Raw genomic sequence first — 16,541 nt, 5'->3', positions numbered from 1 at the left:
CGGTGTTCTTCAAGGCAAAACCCTTTTCATCGCATCCCCGCAGTCGATGCGGGACTACCTATTTGGAGACGATTATGAGTACGCGTAACACTGTGACCCGCAGCATGCACGACCTCGGCTTGGCCGGGTGGTTCGGCGGTTCTTTGATGGGCGCAATCGGCCTGAACGGAGCCGCCAACGTCGTCAAGGACAAATCCGACCGCACAGTTGTCGCCTCCGCCGGGTGGGCGCGGTGGGCACCAGTAAACGCTGTCGCCATCGGAATCCATGCCGTCGGCGGCATTGGTTTGATCTTGGCAAACCGCGGCCGGGTGGCCAGCCAAAAGGGTGTAGCTGCTAACACGGTCATCAAAAGCGCACTCACCCTGGCAGCTATAGCAAGCACCATCTACAGCGGGATGCAGGGAAAAATTGTCGCCGACGCCGGAGCGGTCTCAGCCGAAGGCGGCGTCATTCCCGTCGACGAAACCCCGAAAGGCGTCGCAGCAGCTCAGCAACAGCTTCGCGTCGCGCAATGGGTGACCCCCGCTGCCACCGCTGGACTGATCATCCTTGCCAGCCAGCAAGGGGAGCAACAGCGACCAGTTCAGGTCCTCAAAGGTTCACTGCAGCGCAACTAACGGCTTGCTGCAATATTCCGAACCGATTCACGAGCGCATGATTCCTTGATCCCAGCTCACCTAAACAACGGCTAGTCGCGCGCATCGACGATGCACCGCCGGACTGCAGAACAACGGCTACACCACAGATGAGGAAAGAACAAATGGCAAAAGAAACATCTTCCAGTGGGAGCAGAGACCATGATTTGGTGGCCTTGTTCGGGTCAGCCAAACATCCCGAACGCCCAGTCGAGCACCCCCGCCCCCGGGGTGATTCCGATGCCCTAGTGGAAGCAGTAGGAAAAATTTCGGCGGCTTTCGAAGTCGTTGAGAACGCCCGAGGGATGCTCTACCAATTCCACCGGATGAGCGGCATGGCCGACCTGCAACTACAAGATGGCCTAGAGATGCTGCGAAAAGCCGGCCACCCAGAACTAGCCGATGAAATCGACGAGGTCCTAGTCGGACGGGACGTAGTACGCGATATGTGGACCTTCCAGATCGTCGAAAACTACGACGACGGCTACTACAGCACCTTCCAAGCAGTAGATGCCAAAGTTCGCGAACAACTCAGCGACGGCAAACCCCACGTCTGGGAGGCAGAAATGAAAAGAAACGAACAAGGCGGCGGCGCCGGTTAATGCTGCGCACGCAAAAGCGCAGCGCTGAACCCAAGCACCACGAAAGCTGCCGCGTTCGCCGCCCTAGGGTTCGCGTGAGATGCAGCGCAACTGGGTACTTCTCGAATCTTCTCCCAGGTGGGGGCGGGACATCAGTTCCTTTCGAATTTGCTCCGGAGGCCTTCTATGAAGACATGTGCAGTTGTAGATTGCGACCACGAATCAGTGGTCATCGCCGGCAAACCCACCCCTTGGGGAGCCTGGGAGTATTGGGTCTGCGCCACCCATAACGCGCAGATCAAAGCTGGGGCCGAAATCAATGACAACCCTGACGGCCGCTCCATCACCCTCATCGACTAGACGCTCAGTAGACGCGACAATCTGTGTGTCGCTGCCCGGATAGCCCATCCTCTGATGATGGGCCGAACATGGACGATGGCAGTTTCCGGGCCGCACCGGAAGGGTTTTCAGTTGTTGCAGGCCCTTCGCTTTTGACGACGTTGAAAGTGTTTGACCGCACCCGCTTCGGGAGATAAAGGCGTTCAACGTCATCTCCGGTCAGGAATTGGGTTCGAGGGAAGGAAGCAGTGTGGCATCGAAAAGGCGTGTGACAGATGAGTCCGAGCAGCCGGCGCCGGGAGAGCCGGGCGTTGAGCCTCCTATGTTGGTTGAACCGACAAAACCGCAGAGCCCGTTACCCGCCAAACCTGACCAGCAGGGTCCGGATACGCGTACCGCGACTGGGGCGTCCACAAAAGTTGCCGCGGCCGATGTTGCCCAACAGGGTTCTTTCCTCACCACGGCGCACGGCGTCCGGCTGGTCGATACCGATCACTCGTTGAAGGCTGGTCCGCGCGGGCCAACCTTGCTGCAGGATCACCACCTGCGAGAGAAGATAAGTCACTTCGACCACGAACGGATTCCGGAGCGTGCAGTGCATGCCCGTGGAGCCGGAGCCCACGGTGTCTTTGTAGCAAACGGAGCGGGGCAAAACATCTGCCGGTCCGGTTTCCTGAAAAGTGGTGTACAGACTCCAGTGTTCGTGAGATTCTCCACGGTGCTGGGATCGAGGGGATCGGCAGATTTGGTGCGTGATACGCGCGGCTTCGCAACCCGGTTCTACACCGGCGAAGGCAATTACGACTTGGTAGGTAACAACATCCCGGTGTTCTTCATCCAGGACGGCATCAAATTCCCAGACGTAGTGCACGCTGCAAAGCCGCACCCAGACCGGGAAATCCCGCAGGCCCAGAGCGCGCACGACACGTTCTGGGACTGGGTGTCTTTACACACCGAAGCGCAGGCCCACACGATATGGAACATGTCCGACCGCGGAGTGCCGCGTTCTTTTCGCACCATGGAAGGCTTCGGCATACACACCTTCCGAATGATCGACGCCTCCGACCAGACTTGCCTGGTGAAGTTTCACTGGAAACCGAAACAAGGCGTGCATTCAGTGACGTGGGAAGAAGCGCAGCTCACCAACGGAAACGACCCAGACTTTCACCGACGCGACCTGGCCGATGCCATCGAATCGGGTGCCTACCCGGAATGGGACCTGGGTGTGCAGGTCTTCCCGGATACCAACGACCAAACCTTCGAGGGCATCGACCTGCTTGACCCAACAAAATTCGTCCCTGAAGAGCTGGCACCGGTCCAGGTACTTGGCACCATGACTTTGAATGCGAACCCGGTGAACTACTTTGCCGAAACCGAACAGGTTGCGTTCAACCCGTCGAATCTAGTGCCCGGCATTGATCTCACCAATGATCCGTTACTGCAGGCACGGCTGTTCTCCTACTTGGACACCCAAATTACGCGCTTAGGCGGCCCGAACTGGAATCAGCTCCCAATCAACCGCGCTCACGCCCCGATCAACGACATGTTGCGCGATGGCCAGCACCAAAACGCGGTGCACTCCGGGGTCGCTCCATATCGCCCAAATTCGTTAGATGGCGGCTGCCCATTCCTGGCCGGACCCAATGACCACCCATTCATCGATATTCCGGTGCCGGTTGAAGCATCAGCAAAGGTCCGGCAAAACCCGGTCAGCTTCGAAGATCACTTTTCGCAGGCGCGGATGTTTTACCGATCACTAACGCCACTGGAACAGGACCACGTTGTGGCCGCCTACACCTTCGAGCTTTCCAAATGCTACGAGCAGGTAATCAGGGAACGGCAGCTGCTGGCCCTAGCAAATATTGACGCTGATCTCTGCCAGCGGGTCGCAACTGGCTTAGGTTTAGAAGCCCCGGCACCCACCGTCAACCATTCACAAACACCAACCACCCCGGCTGTCTCTCAACTCGGCAACACCTGGCCAGTCGCTGGCCGCACCGTCGGGGTCATCATTGGCCCAGACAGTGACCCCACGGATGTGGAGGCGATTCGGAGCACACTTTTCAATGCCAACGTCATACCACTGATAGTGGGCCCGCATGGCGGCAAGATTGGCTCGATCACCGTGCAGCGCACCTACTCCAACGCTGCATCAACAGAATTTGACGCCATCATTATCGTCGGTGACACCCCACCAGCACCTGATGCGCTGCCTTCATTGGATGCCAAAAGTGCGTCCGGTCACGGACCGGAAATGCCGACCGACCCGAGGGTCAGCAAACTTGTCGGCGAAGCTTGGCGCCACGCCAAGGCCATTGGGTCCGTACCTGGCAAATCTTCAAACTCAGCTGCCCAAATACCAGCTGAAGCACCCGGCATAGCGCACGGTGCAGCACCCTCGGTAGCGGAGGACATTGTTGACTTTCTGAGATCCCATCGGTCCTGGGACCGGTTTCCAACTCAGGGACGCGCGGAAACACACAAGTGAGGCGACCCCAGCTTGCTACAGCCAAGTGCACCAAACGAAATCAGAAAGCGCGCTCCAGATTCCATAGTCTGAATACGAGAACAACCGACTGCTAATAGGAGCCGATCATGCTTAAATGCAACAACTTGTCGTCGATCTACGTGCTGGATCAGGACGAAGCCCTGAGGTTCTACACCGAGGTACTCGGTCTGGAGGTCAGTGCGGACATGAACTTCGGGCCGATGCGTTGGCTCGCGGTACGGGTGCCTGGCGATCAGAAAGAGATTCTGTTGGAGCTACCTGGCGCTCCTGCACACGATGAGGACACCGCGGCTCAGGTCCGCGATCTGGTTAGGAAGGGCGCGGGAGGCGGATGGCTCGCATTCACTACCGATGATGTGCCAGCCACATTTGGAAAGGTCGAAGCGGCCGGCGTAGAGATTACCCAGACGCCGATGGAGCAACCGTATGGCACGGACTTCGCCATTAGGGACCCGTTCGGCAACAACATCCGAATCGGTTCAATCATCTAAATGCAACAAGAGGTTCGACGGCCAATGGCCCGGCCTATAGGGCACGGTGGAGTCAGCCACCACCGATCGCGGCGGGCATCCTCGCTATGCGGTGTTGCCGATTTGTTGCAGCGCCCACGTTGCCGTCGGGGTCGCTGAAGTACGCGTACTGCCCACCGCCCATGTCTTGGACGGGGCCGACGTCGGCGCCTCTCGCGAGCAACTCATTGCGGGCGGCAGCAATGTCATCTACCACCAGATGGATCCCGTGCACGGTGCCGCCTGACGGGTCGCCGCCCATGCCGGTGCCGATAACGATCGAGCACGCCGAACCGGGAGGAGTGAGCTGCACGATGCGCATCCCGTTGCCCGGCTGAACGTCGTGGTCCAGGTGGAAGCCGATGACATCGGTATAGAAATACTTGCTCTGCTCGATGTCGGTAACTGGCAGGGGCACGAGTTCGAGTCGCATTTTCAAAACTGACCTTTCCATAAAATATTACTGGTTCGACGTACGTCTCGTTGGTCTGAATGCAGGTTGGCAGGTCTTGAGTCACACCGGGGCGGCTTCGTCCAGCATCTGCTCGAGTCGCTCGTAGCTAGTCTCCATCCCGTCGGTCATGCCGGTGGCCAGCGCGGCGTCGCGAATTTCAGCGCTGGCGTAGATAATGACGAGCGAAAGCAGTGTGCCGCCCTCGACGGGGGTGAGTGTGAGCTCGTTGAGGGTGCTCGGATAGTCCATCCCGATCATCGCCTCGGTTGTGACGGCGCGGTGTGGCGCCTCGCTCTCGAGCAGTTCACCGGTGAAACCGAAGCCTTCGCCACCATCCTCGGGTGCCCACTCGTAGCGGTAGCTGTCGCCCACGTTCGCCGCGATCTCGCACACCGGCATGGTCCAGCCGTCGGGGCCAAGTAACCACCGCTTCATCAGGTCGGCATCGTTGTGTGCGCGCCACACCTGGTCGGCAGACCCGCGGATGACGCGTGCCACCCGCACCTGCGTGTCGCTCAGGATCTGCGCCTCTACCGCTCGGTCAGAGGCGAACGCGGCCAGGTCGGCGAGCACGGAGTCGATCTGTGACATTGCCTCGCATGTGCCCTCTAGTACGCCCATCAACAGCAGCTGCTCCAGCTGCTCCAGGGTGTCGCAGAGGGAGACGGTGGTAAGCCGGGATCCAGTATCGGTCGCGTCGAACTGGAACCTCGCGTGCATCGCCGGGAGGTCCGTGTTCGGTGCGCCGGTCTCGTCGGCGAACCAGTCGACGATCGCGAACGAACGGGGCGCTTCAAGGCTGGTCCAGAGCCAGCAGCCGTAATGTTGGTTCCCGGTCGGTCCAGTCATCCGATAAATGCTTCGACCGCCGACGGCGACGTCATGCCGGATGAACGTGGCCGGGTAGGTGGGCGGGCCCCAGAACCGCTCCAGCTGACGCGGGTCGGCATACGCATTCCATAGCCGCGTCAGGGGTGCGCCGAAGTCGGCGACGAAGGTGATGGTGAGTTCGTCGAGATTCTTCTGAACTGAGATGACGGGCATGGTGAGCCTTTCTAGCTGTTTTCTTCTTCGAGAAGCACGTCAAGGCGGTCGAGTCTCGATCGCCAGAGCTGTTCAAACTGGTCGAGGAGTTGCTGCGCCAGGCGGATGCACTCCGGGTTGCCCCTCACCATCCGCTCCCGCCCTCGAGGTTCTTTCGTCACGAGCCTCGCCTCCTCCAGAACCGCGACGTGCTTTTGCACGGCCGCAAACGACATGGCGTACGAGTACGCAAGCTGGGTTATCGAGACTTCGGCAACGAGCGTGCGGCCCACGATGTCACGTCGGGTCGCGTCGGCGAGGGCCCGGAACATCCGGTCCACATCGGCATCACTCACGTCGTGTCCTACAACCATGTGGTTGTACGTTACGCCTCGCGCAAATGAAGAACAAGAGCCGAGCGGCAGCAGCGGCCGCGGCGCCGGCACGACGGGTGTGAATGATGCGTTCGCGGCGGCTACCTCGGTGCGGATCGGTGCCGAAATCATGGGTAGCCGCAAGTTCGGCCCGCAGACCGGTCCGTGAGAGGACGAGTCGTGGCGCGGATGGTGGGGCGAGGAGCGGCCGTTCCACACGCCGGTGATCGTACTCACCCACCACGCGCGGCCCGACCTCAAGATCGGCGAGACCACCTTCCGCTTCCGGATCGCACCACCTCAGGAGGAACTTCATCTCGCCGCCGAACGTGCGGGAGGTCTCGACGTGCGTTTGGCGCGGGTGCGACGATCGCCCGACAATTTCTCGAAGCCGACCTCGTCGACCAGCTACACATCGTGGTCGTCCCGGTTCTTCTGGGGCGGGGGGGTGCGCCCATGGGACGCACAGGAAGGCTTGGAGGAGCGTTTCAACATCGAAACGACCGGATCACCCAGCGGGGTGGTGCAATACTTTTTCACGCGGCGGGCTAGACAGTAGCGAATTGAGCTAACGACCGGGCAATCTCCCGCGCGCCGCGACGGCGGGGCGAGCACGCCGTCACCGGTGAGCCCGGCGTCCTATCCGCGCTCTCGCCGTGTTGGATCGCATAGGTTTCGATACGGTCTGTGCGTCCGGGACGGGCGTCTTAGGCGCGGTCGTGCAGGGTGATCTGGTAGCCGTCGGGGTCGGCAAAGGTGAACGTGCGTCCGAATGGGCCGTCAGTCGGAGCCGAGACAATCGTGTGACCATCGGCGACAAGTGCATCGTGAAGGTTCTGCACGTCGGTGGCGTGGAGCCAGATTGCGGCACCGATGCCGGGATGAGCAATCGATGTAAGATCAGTGCCTGGCACGATCTCTCGAAGCGCGAACGCGATGGGTGTGGTCTCAAAGACGACCGCATGGGGAGGGCCTGCCGGTGATCGGACAAGGCCGAGGTACTTCTCATAGAACGCCTGCGACGCGTCGAGGTCGCGAGCCTGAAGGGAAATAAAGTCGGGACCTGTGGCAGGCATGGTGTTGTTCCTTCTTGTTGTGTCAGTCTTCTGACATAGAACAATCTATGTCAGACTTCTGACATGCGTCAAGACGAGATCGGCATTAACCTTGAAACATCACTGGGGTATCTGCTGAAAGAGACATCGAGTGCCCTTCGCTTGGCCATGGAGTCCGTGCTGCGGCCGCTCGGGATGACCGTGACGCACTACTCCTGCCTTGAGTTGCTTGCGCAACGCCCGGGCCTGTCGAACTCGGAGCTCGCGCGGGGAACCTTCGTCACTCGGCAGTCTATGAATGTTCTGCTCAAGGGCTTGGAGCGGCACGGCTACGTGACTCGCCCGGCAGAGGCACCCGCAGGCCGAATATTACCGACGCGGCTTACCCCACTCGGGCGACAGAGCCTAGGGAAGGCGACCGTTGCGGTGCGATCCGTTGAAACCAGGATGCTGGCCGGCATGTCGGAGGACGAGACGGCCAGTGCGCTCAAGACCCTCCGGCGCATGAGCCATGCATTGCAAGACGGCAACGAGGGCGCGTGAATCGATCAGATGCTCGCACAGACATCGAGCGATTCGATAGACGGTGAAGGTTCCCAATGCGGGCGGCCTTGGCTTCACCCAGCTTGTGTTTGCCCTCGACCATCTCGCAACCTCGATGGGAGGGAGCCACGCAGGTGGGGAATTTCAGTAAGCAGGACTGACCGGATCCCCGCAGTGATGCTGCACGACTAGACCGTCGATGTTTAGATGCTGTTGACGGTCCGTCGTATGTTCAGGGTATGACCTCCTCACTTGATGCACTCCCGAAAATCGGTGCGCCAGCGGCGCGAGCATTGCAAAGCGCGGGATATACGAAGCTGAGCCAGCTCGCAGGTGTCCCACGGTCGGAGCTGGCGTCACCATTGCCCTATCTTCGCAGATCACCTCGAGGTGCATAGAGACGAGCCGTACGAGTGATGTAGTGGTCTGGATGTAGACGCTGGTGAGCCGTCTATTCCGGAATTGTGCGCCGCTTGGCGGCGGTCGCTGCCTCAAGGGTGCGGTGTCCGTAAGGCGATCGGTCACCGCCGCTAACCCCCGAATTCAGCCGCGTGGGTTTTTCAGGGGGCGAAGAAGCTAGTCGAGACAGAATTCGTTGCCCTCCGGATCGCGCATCGTGATGAAGCCGGTTTCCATCATGGCCTTGTTGGGCTCAACCCGATAGGCGCGCGCGGCACCGAGCGCTTCCAGGCGGTTCGCCTCGGTCTCTAGAGCGTTCATCCGTTCGTTTCCTTCAAGGCCCGGCGCTGCACGTACATCGAGGTGGACCCGGTTCTTGCCGGCCTTGGCCTCGGGCACGCGCTGGAAGAGCACGCGCGGATGATGACCTTCGATGGGGAGGATGGCCGAGCGCGAGTTCCACTGGTTTCGGGGTACACCGAATTCTTCGAGGGCGGCATCCCAGGAATCGAATCCATCGGGCGGCGGTTGCAGCTGATACCCGAGCGCCTCGGCCCAGAAAAACGCCAACCCGGCGGGATCGGCGCAGTCGAACGTGATCTGCACTTCTTTGGTCATGGGTCCGACTCTCTCACCCGCCGCCGACAACGGCGATTGTTCGCCGCCGCCGACAACGGCGATTGTTCGCCGCCGCCTATAGCGGGAACGTCGACCGCAACACCATCGGTCCGTGAGCCAATCGCCATACGGGCTCCTTCTACGAGTATCAGTACTGCCGCCGCCTCGCTCGAGCTTGATGAGGTGCTCTTAGGTCCTATGGGTGCGGCCCGAGGGTAAGGATCGTGAAGGTGTCCGGGGTGGGTGTGTTTTGAGTCCGGGGCGGCGCCGGTTCTATTGGAAGTGGCGCATGGTCAGAACCGGTCGCTGCCTCGTTACGGTTGTGCGCAGTATCTGCGATTTTACCTCCGGTTGACCCGAATGGCCTATTGGTCGGCGGTTGTGGTTCGTGACTGGCCGCGCATTCCCCTGTCGGTGGTGGGCTGTGTGGGTGGTGGTGTCCGATCGCTGTTCCCTTACACCTTAGTTTTGCATTAGCTTTACCTTAATTCGGTGGTCCTGCTGGATTGCTCGGTCCGCATCGTGTCGTCTTTCGGCTGGTGGGCCGATGTGCTTACGTTTTCTTTACCTTTCTCCGCGGCGTACGGGTGGGTGCACTGCTGTGCCTGCCCGGGCTGTGAGCGCACCTTCCGTGTCTGCCATTCCTGTTTGTGACCCTTGGGGGGTTTTGCTGTGCGTATTCGTCGACGGTTTGTGCGTTCTGTGGGGGTTTTGGTTTCTTCGGCGTTGCTGTTGTCGGGGTTCACTTCGGTGGCCCGCGCGGAGCTGGATGATTCCCTGAACCCTGCGGTGGCTGGTCCCAGGGGTGCTGTTGTGGAGCCGGTCCCGGTGGTGCCTGGGGGGTTGGGGTCTGAGCCGTTGGCGCCGAAGGAACCTGACGCACCGGTGTTTGGGTCTTTCGAGGATGCGGGCCCGGATGCGCCGCTGGCCCCGCCGCTCCCAGCAGAGCAGGGTGAGGTTTCGGGGTATGAGCCTGGTGTTTCGGTGTTGGTTGATCAGACCGTGATGGAAGATATTTACGCTAACCCTGACGGCACGCACACCATCCGGATGTCTCCGACCACTTTGAATGTGCAGGACGCAGCGGGTGAGTTCGTTTCGGTGGACACCGATCTGGTTGCCGCTGTTGCCGCTGACGTTCCGGGGGTCGCTGCTGGCCCAGGTGCGCAGGTGGTGCAGGAAGCGGCTTTGACGGCGGTGGCGCATCCGTTGTCGCCGGTGTTCGGCGAATCAGCTGGCGCTGGTGCGCTTTCCGTGGTGGTGGGTGATGTTTCGGCTGCGTTGTCCCCGGTTGATGCGACGAGTTCTGTTGCGCCGCAACAGGTGGGGAAAGAAGTGGTGTACGACGGCGCCGTGGATGGGGCTGATTTGGTGTTCGAGGTGACCTCGGATGGGGTGAAGGAAACCATCATCGTGGACACCGCCCCCGGCGCGGACGGGCCGGTTCAGTGGTCGTTTTACCTCGACGTCAAGGGCGGCACCCCGGTACTGGATGACACCGGCTCAATCCAGATCCGCGATACCAGCGGCGCTGTGCCGTTTGGTTTGCCAGTCCCCTACGTGTTCGATTCGTCCGGAATTGATGGCAAAAAGGAACCGGCGGATATCAACGGCGCTTACACCCTCACCGAGGTGGACGGTAGGTGGTTGTTGACGGTGTCGGTAGATCGGGAGTGGATGAACGACCCGGCGCGGGTGTTCCCGATTAACGTCGACCCCACGGTGCTGGCGAACTTGGACGGTATTCGGTCTTATAAGTCCAATGGGGTGTTGGAGATTGGTGGGGCGATCAAAACGGGGTCCCCGAACGATAACGGCACCGTGTGGCGGGGGATGGCGCATTTCAACTTTGAGCAGTACTTCGGTCAGGGCCTGCAGGTGGTGGCCGCCGAGACGGGTCTTTACAAAGTTAATGGAACCGCCAACGGGTATGGGATGAACCAGTGGTGGGCGAGTTCGTTTGGTTATAACGGCATCGGGTCGTGGGTGGCCAGTGATGCCTACGTCGATAACGAAGCGCACCTTCAGGGCCAGGGGTTGGTGGATTTGCTGCGGTCGGCGTTCACCGGCGGCGTCGGTGGTCAGTGGTTCATTTTCACCGGGCAGGAGGTGAATACGAGCCTTTATACCTACAAGTCGTTTGTCGGCGAAATTTATGTCACCGTGAACCGGCCCGCCCCCGCGGCGACGATGGTGTCCCCCGGGTATGGCGCCGCCCAGCAGTCGGTGTCGCCGGTGTTGAACGCTTCGGCCACCGACCCTGACGGCGACCCGGTTTTCTACTTCTTCCGGGTGTGGACGATGGTGGGTAGTAGCCCCGGCGTGGTGGTGTGGGAATCGGGGTGGCAAGGCAACTCCCAGGTGCAACTCCCGGCGAATGTACTTTCGGGGGGTACGTCGTACTTTTGGCGGGTTTACACCAAGGACTTTTGCTCCCAGGATGCCAATCCTTGCGGTTACAACCCGGGGACCACCGCGGAAAGCGCGTTCTGGTGGTTCACCACCAACTATCCGCCGGCGGCTAAAACAGCCGCCGGGTCCACCCCCGTCCCGGGGACGCAAGCGACGCTGACCCCCACGTTGTCGACAACAGCAACAACTGACCCTGATGGTGGGCCAGCGGGATTACAGTACGAATTTTCGGTCGGTACCGGCGCCGACGGCAGGTCCGGGACGGTGGTGTCGTCGGGGAAGCTCAGCGGTACTTCGTGGACTGTTCCGGCGGGGTATCTCAAAAATGGTGTCACCTACTTTTGGACGGTGCGGGCTTTCGATGGTGCCTCCTACGATCAGGGGGTTTGGGCTAACAAACTCACCATCGATATCCGCACCGGCGACCCGAAAACCTCGCCCGTTGACTCGTTGGGCGGCCTGACGGTGAACTTGGTGAACGGCAACCTCATCGCCGCAACCGGTTCCCCAACCACGTCATTCGCCAATTCCAGTGTCGGTTTCAATTACACCTACAACTCCCAGGGCAGCACCATCGAAAGTGGTGTGACCGCAACGTATTACCAGGACAAAAACAAAAACTTGGTGCTGGATGCTGGCGACCCGCAGGTGTTGCAACGCACCGAATCTCAACTGAACAATGATTGGGGGTGGTCGTCGCCGTATCCGGCGGCGTTGGAAGGGGACTACTTCCTCGGGCGGTGGAACGGCAGGCTCACCGTCCCCGCGTCCGGCACATACCTGTTCGGTGCGTTGAATGACGACGCGGCGAAAGTTGTCGTCAACTCAACCACCGTCTACGAAAACGCCAACTACGTCACCGAACTGCAATGGCAAAACAAACCCGTCACCTTGACCGGGGGCCAATCAGTTCCGATCACCGCGGAGTTAACCGAATTCGTCGGCCAAACCTACTTTTCGGTGTGGGTGAAACGCGCCGACGGCGCCGCCCTGTACTCCGGTGGCCCGGTGATGATGCCCATCCCGGCGCAGTGGCTCGCTGTCACCGACCCGCCAGCCCTGCCGCAGGGCTGGACGTTGTCCACCGACGTCGACGGCGCCGCCGCCTACTCCCGGGCGTTGGTGTCTGATTCCTCCATCACCTTGTTCGATTCGTCTGGGGCGCCGCATATCTACGCGAAAACGGAAAAGGACGGCAAAACAGGGTGGGCGCCGCCGACCGGGGAACACGGCGTCCTCACCGTCGCGGCCGCCGCTGAACCCAACGCTGGCCGCATCACAGTGCTAGACCCGGACGGGTCACGGTCGGTGTTCGCCGTCGACGGCAACCTCATCGAATACCAAGCCGCCGACGTCACCGGTGTGGCAACGGCGCTGCAATACACCTGGAATGGGTCGCCGGCCAGGTTAGCGAAAGTAACAGACCCCATCTCCGGGTTGCAGGTGAAACTGGATTATCAACGGTTCGGGTTGGGCGACAACTGCTACGGCGACCCAGGTTCGGCTGGCGGGGTGTTCCCCATCCCGGCGGGGATGGTTTTGTCACCAACTCCAAACGTGTTGTGCCGCATCACGTTTCCCGATGGGGCGATGTCGTTGCTGTGGTACAACACCAACGGCCAACTCGCGCGCCTAGTTGACCCGGGCGGGGAAACCACCGACTTCGCCTACGACACCAACGGCAGGCTGTCGAAACTGCGCGACCCGTTGGCCTTTGATGCTGTTGCCGCTGGGGTAGCTGCCAATGATGACACCTCAAATTCCCTTATCACCTACGACGGCAGCAGCAAAGTAACAGCCGTCGTCGGCCCGGTCCCTGCGGCTGGGGTGGCAAGACCCGGCCACCGATACGTCTACAACAATGGGGCCACCCCAGGGGCGGACGGGAAAACAACTGTCACCGTCGACGGGCTCACCCCAGCATCCGGGTATGCCTCCCAAGCGTTTTTCAACACGCTGCTGCAGGGAACTGCCACCAAAGATGCGGAAGGGAAAACCTCTTCCACCTGGTTCAACGCCAAAGACCAACTCACCAAATCCAAAGACCCGGCGGGCCGGGTTTCGACCACCATCTTCGACTACGCCGACCGCCCCATCGCCTCCTACGGTCCCGCCCCGGAAAGTTGCTTCACCGCCTCCCTGGTTCCCACTCCGGGGTGCGCAGCTACTGTGCCCACCACCACGACCGCATATGACCAGGGGCTGACCGGGTTGCATGTGGAGTGGTTCAATAACCAAACCCTCACCGGCGCCCCCATCGCCCGGACCCTCGGGCTCGGCGCTGCCGCGACCGGACCGGCCGCCGCGGATTGGGGTTTGAACGCGCCGACGGCGGGAGTGAACGCCGACGACTTCTCGTTGCGCGCCACCGGCTACCTCACCTTCCCCGCGGCGGGAACGTATAACTTCAAACTCAACGTCGATGACAGCGCGAGGGTGTTCATTAACAACGTCCTCGTCGCTGACCACTGGTATGCCGGCGCCTACGCGGTGGAACGCGCCTTTTACCTCGATGGTGTCCCTGGCGGGGTGACGTGGCCGATCCGCATCGAAGCTAGCGAACTTGGCGGCGCCGCCAGGTTGTCGCTGACGTGGCAAACCCCCGGGCAGGGCTTCACCGCCATCCCCGCGGGGAACATCAACCCCGGATACGGCCTAGCCACCACCACCACCAGGGCGGACACCGGCGGCGCCACCCCCTCATCAACCACCACTACCACCTATGGCGACAGGCCGTGGGAAGGGTTAGCCGCAGCGACCACTGTCAGCAACGGCGGCGCCGGGTTAACTTCCCGCAGCACTTACGACACCCTCCGGCGAACCACAGCAACATCGTTGCCTGCCGGGGATATCAACGACAGCAACAAACGCACCAACTACACCTATTACGGCAACACCGAAACCGCCGTGAACCCCTGCGTCACGGGGTCACCCGCGGTGAACCAAGCCGGGCGGCTGAAAACTGTTGCTGGGCCGCTGAACTCGTCGGGTGCACGGCAAACCACCGAGCAGGTCTATGACGTCGTCGGACGGGTAGTTGCCTCGAAGGTCAATGCCGAACCGTGGGCGTGCACCACCTACGATGTCCGCTCGCGGGCGACGGTGGCAGCGCTGCCGGCGATGCCGGACAACCCCGCCACAGTGGGGGTCAATGAGTCGTCGCCTTCGCGGACGGTCACTACCAACTACGCGGTGGCCGGGAACCCGCTGAGAAACCAGATCAGCGACACCTCCGGAACCCTTACTTCCACCGTGGACCTGTTCGGTCGTCAGGTGAAATACGAAGGATACAACGGTGTTGTCACCATCCCCACCTACGACCAAGCAGCCCGGGTCACCTCCGAAACGACCACAGCCGCCGGCGGGGGAACATCAACGAGGGCTTACACCTACACCGACGCGGGGGCGGTGGACACCATCACCCTCGACGGGGCGTTGCTCTCCGACACCACCTTCGATGCGGGAACTGGTGAGGTCACCGGCGCCGCCTACGGAAACAGCACCGCCGGCGCGATCGGTAGGTTTGGTAATGGGGCGTTGCAGTCCCTGACGTGGACGTTGAACGGGGCCACCATCGGTGACACCGTAACGAGGTCGCAGTCGGGTCGGGTTACCGGTTCCACCCAAACCAGCACCCTCACCCCCGCTGCCAACAACGTGTGGTCCTACACCTACGACCCCGCCGGTAATTTGGGTTCGGCGGTGCTGGCCGCGAACACGTCCCGCCCGAGAGTTGAATACTCCTACGGTTTTTCCGGATCGGCGCCCTCGATATGCCCGATTGGGACCAGTGTGGGGGCGGCGGCGAACACCAACCGGACGGTGTCCACCTACCAACTAGGCACGGTCGGGGAAACGTCGCGTTTTTGTTACGACGCCGCCGACCGGATCCTCGCCGTCACAGGTGCGAAACCGACCACCTACACCTATGACACCCGCGGGAATGTTTCCACCGTCACCGACACCGCCGGGGTCACCACGTTTGTGTATGACTCCTCCAACCGGCACGTGCGAACCATTGCCCCTAATGGTGCCGGCGGGACGGTCACGATCACCTACATTCGGGACACCGCAGACCGGGTCACCGCGAGGATCATCACCGGCTCCGCCACCCCGGCGGAGAATGGCACTTTCCTGTACGGGTTCACCTCCACCGATGATTCCGCAGACCTGGACCTCGGCGCTGGCAACGTCATGATCACCCGAATTAACAGCCTCCCCGGGGGTGTGACGTACACCAAGAACTACCAAACCGTCGCAGATAGCAGGTGGCATTACCCGAACATTCACGGCGACAACGTCATCACCACCCTGCCCACCGGAACCATCGACGGGACGGTGAAGGTCTACGACCCCTACGGCGCCCCCATCACCACCGGCGGGGCCCCGGACTTCGACGCTGTCCCGAACACCAACCCGTCCGCGTACGACGCCGGGTGGCTCGGGCAGCACCAACGGATGGCTGAACACACCGCCAACCTCACCTACACCCAAATGGGCGCGAGGGTTTACGACCCCACCACCGGCCGGTTCAACAGCATCGACCCCGTCGCCGGCGGCGGCGCAAACGACTACGCCTACCCCACCGACCCCATCAACATGACCGACCTCGACGGCCGATTTTGGTTTGTCATACCGATACTTCCCTGGCTGATAGGAGGAGGTGCGTCCGCTGGAGCCGTAGCTGGCGCAGTTGGGACAGCAGTGGTCGGAGCTGCGGTCGTCACCTACGTGACGTTGGAGGCAGGCAAAGCGTTGGTCGGTACAATTCAGGGCCGCACTTCGACTAGTAAAAATTCTAATAAATACGAATTCAAATCCTATGGATACACCATTCTCTACCGAGATCCAATCTCAAAAAAGCAAGATGTTTTTAAATACGGTATTACTTCGGTTTTGCCCAGTAACCAACGGCCCGCGGACGGAATGGCGAAATGCCAGGCGCGATTCAGAGGGTGCTATATTTCAAGCATCAAAGTATTTCCGAACAGGGGCGCGGCCCGGGCATGGGAATCTGGGAGCTGCAACGCATACAGGACAGCTAACGGTTATAGACCAAAAGGGTCTCAACGATGCTGAGAAAGAAA

At 60.9% G+C, this 16,541-nt stretch carries 13 protein-coding genes; 8 read left to right on the top strand and 5 right to left on the bottom strand.

Translation table 11 applies throughout. The annotated features are described in order from the left end of the window. Positions 1-74: 74 nt before the first annotated feature. The 5 genes from EH165_RS14880 to EH165_RS14865 all read left to right on the top strand — a co-directional run bounded on the left by EH165_RS14880 (position 75) and on the right by EH165_RS14865 (position 4,558). Positions 75-620: a hypothetical protein gene (locus EH165_RS14880; protein WP_124800137.1), complete on the top strand. Its 546-nt coding sequence runs from the start codon at positions 75-77 to the stop codon at positions 618-620. Between the two features lie 143 nt (positions 621-763). Then, positions 764-1,240 carry a hypothetical protein gene (locus tag EH165_RS14875; protein WP_206426002.1) on the top strand — a complete coding sequence of 159 codons (477 nt, stop codon included), beginning with the start codon at positions 764-766 and terminating at the stop codon, positions 1,238-1,240. A gap of 165 nt (positions 1,241-1,405) precedes the next feature. Beyond that, positions 1,406-1,579 (top strand): hypothetical protein, encoded by a 174-nt coding sequence (locus tag EH165_RS15560; RefSeq protein WP_164479267.1) that lies wholly within the window; start codon positions 1,406-1,408, stop codon positions 1,577-1,579. Between the two features lie 301 nt (positions 1,580-1,880). Next, entirely contained in the window at positions 1,881-4,046 is a 2,166-nt protein-coding gene (locus EH165_RS14870) for a catalase (RefSeq protein ID WP_124800136.1), read from the top strand. A gap of 107 nt (positions 4,047-4,153) precedes the next feature. Then, positions 4,154-4,558: a VOC family protein gene (locus EH165_RS14865; RefSeq protein ID WP_124800135.1), complete on the top strand. Its 405-nt coding sequence runs from the start codon at positions 4,154-4,156 to the stop codon at positions 4,556-4,558. A 52-nt stretch (positions 4,559-4,610) separates the two neighbouring features. Here the strand turns inward: EH165_RS14865 and EH165_RS14860 are convergent, their stop codons facing one another. From EH165_RS14860 to EH165_RS14850, 3 genes are all read right to left on the bottom strand, one after another. Next, on the bottom strand, positions 4,611-5,009 hold the full coding sequence (locus EH165_RS14860) for a VOC family protein (RefSeq protein WP_124800134.1): 399 nt from the start codon (positions 5,007-5,009) through the stop codon (positions 4,611-4,613). 81 nt (positions 5,010-5,090) lie between these two features. Next, entirely contained in the window at positions 5,091-6,074 is a 984-nt protein-coding gene (locus EH165_RS14855; RefSeq protein ID WP_124800133.1) for an SRPBCC family protein, read from the bottom strand. 11 nt (positions 6,075-6,085) lie between these two features. After that, entirely contained in the window at positions 6,086-6,427 is a 342-nt protein-coding gene (locus EH165_RS14850; RefSeq protein ID WP_124800132.1) for an ArsR/SmtB family transcription factor, read from the bottom strand. 189 nt (positions 6,428-6,616) lie between these two features. Here EH165_RS14850 and EH165_RS15910 point away from each other — a divergent pair, with 189 nt between their 5' ends. Then, positions 6,617-6,979, top strand: a complete 363-nt coding sequence (locus EH165_RS15910) for a dihydrofolate reductase family protein (RefSeq protein WP_422392162.1) — start codon at positions 6,617-6,619, stop codon at positions 6,977-6,979. A 155-nt stretch (positions 6,980-7,134) separates the two neighbouring features. Here EH165_RS15910 and EH165_RS14840 read toward each other — a convergent pair whose 3' ends face one another. After that, positions 7,135-7,503 carry a VOC family protein gene (locus EH165_RS14840; RefSeq protein ID WP_124800131.1) on the bottom strand — a complete coding sequence of 123 codons (369 nt, stop codon included), beginning with the start codon at positions 7,501-7,503 and terminating at the stop codon, positions 7,135-7,137. A gap of 63 nt (positions 7,504-7,566) precedes the next feature. Between EH165_RS14840 and EH165_RS14835 the strand changes: the two genes are divergently transcribed. Continuing rightward, the gene (locus EH165_RS14835; protein ID WP_124800130.1) at positions 7,567-8,025 is read left to right on the top strand and encodes a MarR family winged helix-turn-helix transcriptional regulator; all 459 of its coding nucleotides are present in this window, start codon (positions 7,567-7,569) and stop codon (positions 8,023-8,025) included. A 576-nt stretch (positions 8,026-8,601) separates the two neighbouring features. On the opposite strand, the gene EH165_RS14830 is transcribed toward EH165_RS14835, so the two are convergent. After that, positions 8,602-9,042 (bottom strand): VOC family protein, encoded by a 441-nt coding sequence (locus EH165_RS14830; protein WP_124800129.1) that lies wholly within the window; start codon positions 9,040-9,042, stop codon positions 8,602-8,604. Positions 9,043-9,714: 672 nt separating this feature from the next. On the opposite strand from EH165_RS14830, the gene EH165_RS14825 reads away from it, so the two are divergent. Beyond that, a complete protein-coding gene (locus EH165_RS14825; RefSeq protein ID WP_124800128.1) occupies positions 9,715-16,533 on the top strand; it encodes a PA14 domain-containing protein in 6,819 nt (2,272 codons plus the stop codon). The last annotated feature ends 8 nt before the right edge of the window (positions 16,534-16,541 follow it).

Source organism: Nakamurella antarctica, from assembly GCF_003860405.1.
GTDB lineage: Bacteria > Actinomycetota > Actinomycetes > Mycobacteriales > Nakamurellaceae > Nakamurella > Nakamurella antarctica.
The sequence above is the reverse complement of the archived record's forward strand: the minus strand, read 5'-3'. Positions and strand labels throughout refer to the sequence as shown.